Source organism: Candidatus Synechococcus spongiarum, from assembly GCF_900047545.1.
GTDB lineage: Bacteria > Cyanobacteriota > Cyanobacteriia > PCC-6307 > Cyanobiaceae > Synechococcus_B > Synechococcus_B spongiarum_C.
In genome coordinates this window covers 1-3,507 of sequence record NZ_FITM01000065.1, presented here as the reverse complement: position 1 = coordinate 3,507, position 3,507 = coordinate 1, and the positions used below count along the sequence as shown (strand labels likewise).

3 protein-coding genes are annotated in these 3,507 nt (G+C 61.9%); 1 reads left to right on the top strand and 2 read right to left on the bottom strand.

The annotated features are described in order from the left end of the window. Positions 1-309 (top strand): hypothetical protein (locus tag FLM9_RS08345; protein ID WP_218969723.1); only part of this gene is annotated, 309 nt, incomplete at its 5' end. 150 nt (positions 310-459) lie between these two features. On the opposite strand, the gene FLM9_RS02485 is transcribed toward FLM9_RS08345, so the two are convergent. Together FLM9_RS02485 and csaB are read right to left on the bottom strand one after the other, a co-directional pair. Beyond that, on the bottom strand, positions 460-2,223 hold the full coding sequence (locus tag FLM9_RS02485) for an ArnT family glycosyltransferase (RefSeq protein WP_180365279.1): 1,764 nt from the start codon (positions 2,221-2,223) through the stop codon (positions 460-462). A 102-nt stretch (positions 2,224-2,325) separates the two neighbouring features. Further along, positions 2,326-3,402 (bottom strand): polysaccharide pyruvyl transferase CsaB, encoded by a 1,077-nt coding sequence (gene csaB / locus FLM9_RS02480; RefSeq protein ID WP_180365278.1) that lies wholly within the window; start codon positions 3,400-3,402, stop codon positions 2,326-2,328. Between the last annotated feature and the right edge of the window lie 105 nt (positions 3,403-3,507).

Below are 3,507 nucleotides of genomic sequence, written 5' to 3'. Positions count from 1 at the left end.
GGCCCCAAGCCAGCACAAGGGCAGGTTTCCCGCCTCCCCTTATCCAGAATTGGGGTAGCTAGAGCAAACCGCATTCGCTTGCGCTCCCGATGGGACAAACACTCCCCCAACAAAAAAACGGTCAATCCAATTTTGAGAAGTTTGTTGAGGGCGTTGACTTATGCTGAAGGAGTGAATCGGAATCTTGCGCTCCTTTTCAGGCTTGGGAAGGCAGTCAAGAATTCAGTATTCTTCATTGCTTTCTTGGTGATCTTTATCGCTTTTGTCAGGATAATTCTTTGGATTCATAGCAACATCTCCTTCCTTTAACATCTCTCTGCCAATCTAACTCTTGCTCCAGGTCTACCAGCCTTGGGCTTCCGCTGTGAGCCAGGCATCACGTCGGTTCGCAGGTACAGCCAGTCCGAGTATGTCCACGGTGAGCGACTCTTCCTCTGCAGCCATTGCTCCAAGTTTTGTTTAACTCCTCTCTCTTGTGCGCTCGTTGTAGCTCTCCCAATGGGGAGTCGGACAATCCCCCTTGACTTCACCAGCCCGAAGCAGTTGAGCCAAAACAGCCTCCAGATCCTGGCGCCTGAGGCGACGGAGCTCATAAGCCCCTGCACGGGCCAGCGCTCTACCAGGAAGGCGCTGCCAATGGGTTTTTTGAGCGGTGAACTGATCTATCACCACCAGCATGGTTTCCGAAGCAGGGCTCCAGGTGATGCAATGGGCAAGATTCGCCAGGCTTTGCTGGGAGCTGCCCTCATAGCGCACCACGTGGCCACTGTAGAAATGCAGAGATGGCTTTTTGATGCCGACCATGGCCAGAGGCTCGCCGTGGTAAACGTGCTCCCTGACTGCCACTGCCATTGTGCGCACAGGTTCCTGCCGCAGGTGGTCCACCAGGCTTCCCAGGGGGAGGAGGCCAAGAGGAATCCAGATGACCAGGACAAGCTGCAGCACTAGCAGCCAGCTTTGCCAACGGCGCCACAATCCCAGCATTCCCAGGGCTGCCGCCACCAGCCAGATCATGCCAATGGTGGTGATTATCCCCGTGGCCTGCACATCCACAGCCAGGGTCGGCATGGCCGGTTCACGGATCCACGGCAGCCACAACTCTTGCAACAGACATCCAACGCCCACCAGGGCAGCCAGCGCCAAGCTGAGCCAGGCCGCTCCGCGCCGGAATCCTCCTGCGTTGCCTTCTTCCAGGTCTCCAGCGGCAAGCCCCACCAACAGCCCAACGGCCGGCATGGCCGGCAGCACGTAGCTGGGCAGCTTTGTTGCCGCCATGGTGAAGATGATCACAACGGCCAGCAACCAGCAGGCCGCGAAGCGGCGCAAGGACTGTGCTGCAGTGATCGTTCTCCCGCGTGGTCTTCCTGTCAGGCCTGTCCAGGCGCCATGGAGGGCCATGGGCAACTGAGGCATGGCCCCAATGAGCAGCACGGGAGCGTAGAACCACAGAGGGCCAGTGTGGTTGTTGACCCCCTGGGTCAGGCGTGCGACATTGTGATACAGGAAAAAGCTCTGCCAAAAAGCCTGACCCTCAACGATCAACTCAGCCCCATACCAAGGCAAGGCCACGAGCGCCACCAGCACGGCCCCTTTGAGAGGCGAGAGGGTCTTCCAGAGTCGGCCAATCTGCCCCTGGCGCGCAGCAAAGAGCAGGCACGTGAGACCTGCCAACACAAGAGCGAGAGGACCTTTGGTGAGCACCGCCAACCCCAAGGCAACCCATGAACCAACGGGCACATGGTGGTTGCAACGGGCGTAGTGTCGCCAGAAACCCATTAAACCAAGGCCGAGCAGGGCTGTAAATAGAAGATCGGTTACGGCCGTGCGTGCCCAGATCAGCACCAGGGGACAGAGACCAAAGCCCAAACTGGCCGTCAGGGGCACGAGCCAGGCCTTGGCCTTGCTCCCGGCTTTCTGGGGCCAGCACCAGAGCAGATCCGCCAGAGCCAGGCTCACGACAGTGGCTGACACGGCGGAGGGCAGCCGAGCTGCCAGGCTGCCCAGGGGATCCAGGGCTTGGGGAAGCAAGCCATAGCCCAGCCCCATGAGCCAATACACCAGCACCGGCTTGTCAAAGCGAGGGTAGCCGTTGACCCGTGGCGTGAGCCAATCACCGCTCTCCACCATGTTGCGCGCCGCTGCCGCAAACAGGGGTGGCGTCTCGTCCACCAGTCCCGTTGTGCCCAACCTGCTGAGGAAGAGGACAGCAGATAACGTCGCCACGACCGCTATCAGCAGCCACCACGTGGGCGAGAAACGGGTCTGGGGACGAGGATGAGCCGGAGTTTTGGAAAGCAGAGATCCAAAGTGTCCATTTCCAGGACACTACACCAATCGTTGAGCAAGCATCTCCTGGTGGCAGCGGTTACGCTGGTGGTGCCGGGCCAGTCGGTCTGGAGAGAGGCGCCACCGCCTGGCCCGCTCCCATGCGGCTGGTAGGGCGGCGAGCCCGTCGGGATCCGCCAGGCTGATGGAGGGAATGGCCATGGCGGTGACTGCAGCATCCACTTTGGGGTCATAGCTGAGGGCCAACAGGGGCCGATCCGCCATGGCCGCCAGGATGACCCCATGGAGTCGCATGGCCACCACCAGATGCACGGACGCCAGACCTTCCATGAAGTCCCATGGCGTCCGGGGACGCCAAAATTGACACACCAGGCCAGCGGCCTCAAGCCTTACGGCACACGCCTTGAGCAGCGCAACGTCCTGGTGGGCATGGAACGGCACCAGACATACGGGAGTCCGGTGCCGTCTGGCGTCTTCAATGACCTGGTTCTCCAGTTGGCGCCAGCCGGCGTCATCCAGCAGGGGCGTGGGCCTCCAGCACAGGCAAATGGCGCCCGCGCTGGGGCCAGCGGCGCTGTGAACAGCGTTGCGCCGGGGAAGGGACCACACCGGATCCCGACCCACGGGGGCGTGGATGCCCCAGGCGGCAGCCATGGCGCCTGACTGGTCGTCGCGCCATGTGATGCCCTGCACCAAGTGGAGGCTCAGCCGGGCTAGGAGACGGCTGGTGCGGGTCTTGAGCGGTCCCAGGCCCTGACCCCACAGCAGCACGGGGCGCCCCAGGAGACGGGCGGCCAGGATCAGGGCCACATAGTAGAGGAGGCTGCGCTGGCTGGTGCTGTCCTGCAACAAGCTGCCCCCCCCCAGTACCAACAACTGGTTATGCATCAGGGCCCACAGGAGCCTGATGGGTTCACCGCGGGGACAGGTGGCAACACCAAACTGCGCCTGCACCTGGTGGTGGTCCCGTGCAGTGACTGCCACGAGGCAGGAGGGGGGCAGCAGGGCCAGAAGGGTGGCCAACAGCGCGTCGTCCCCAAGATTGTGCTCACCGTAGTAGCCGCAGAGGAGCACCCTGGGTCCCGGACTGGTCCTGGTCTTGCCCCTGTCTCCCACGGTCCCATGCGCCCCCCAGGCCTCCCAGTCTAGGCCGTGTACACAATGGGCGCACCGGGCAGAGGTAGGGTCATGTCCAATCCCAGCCCTTCCCATTCCTCCTCC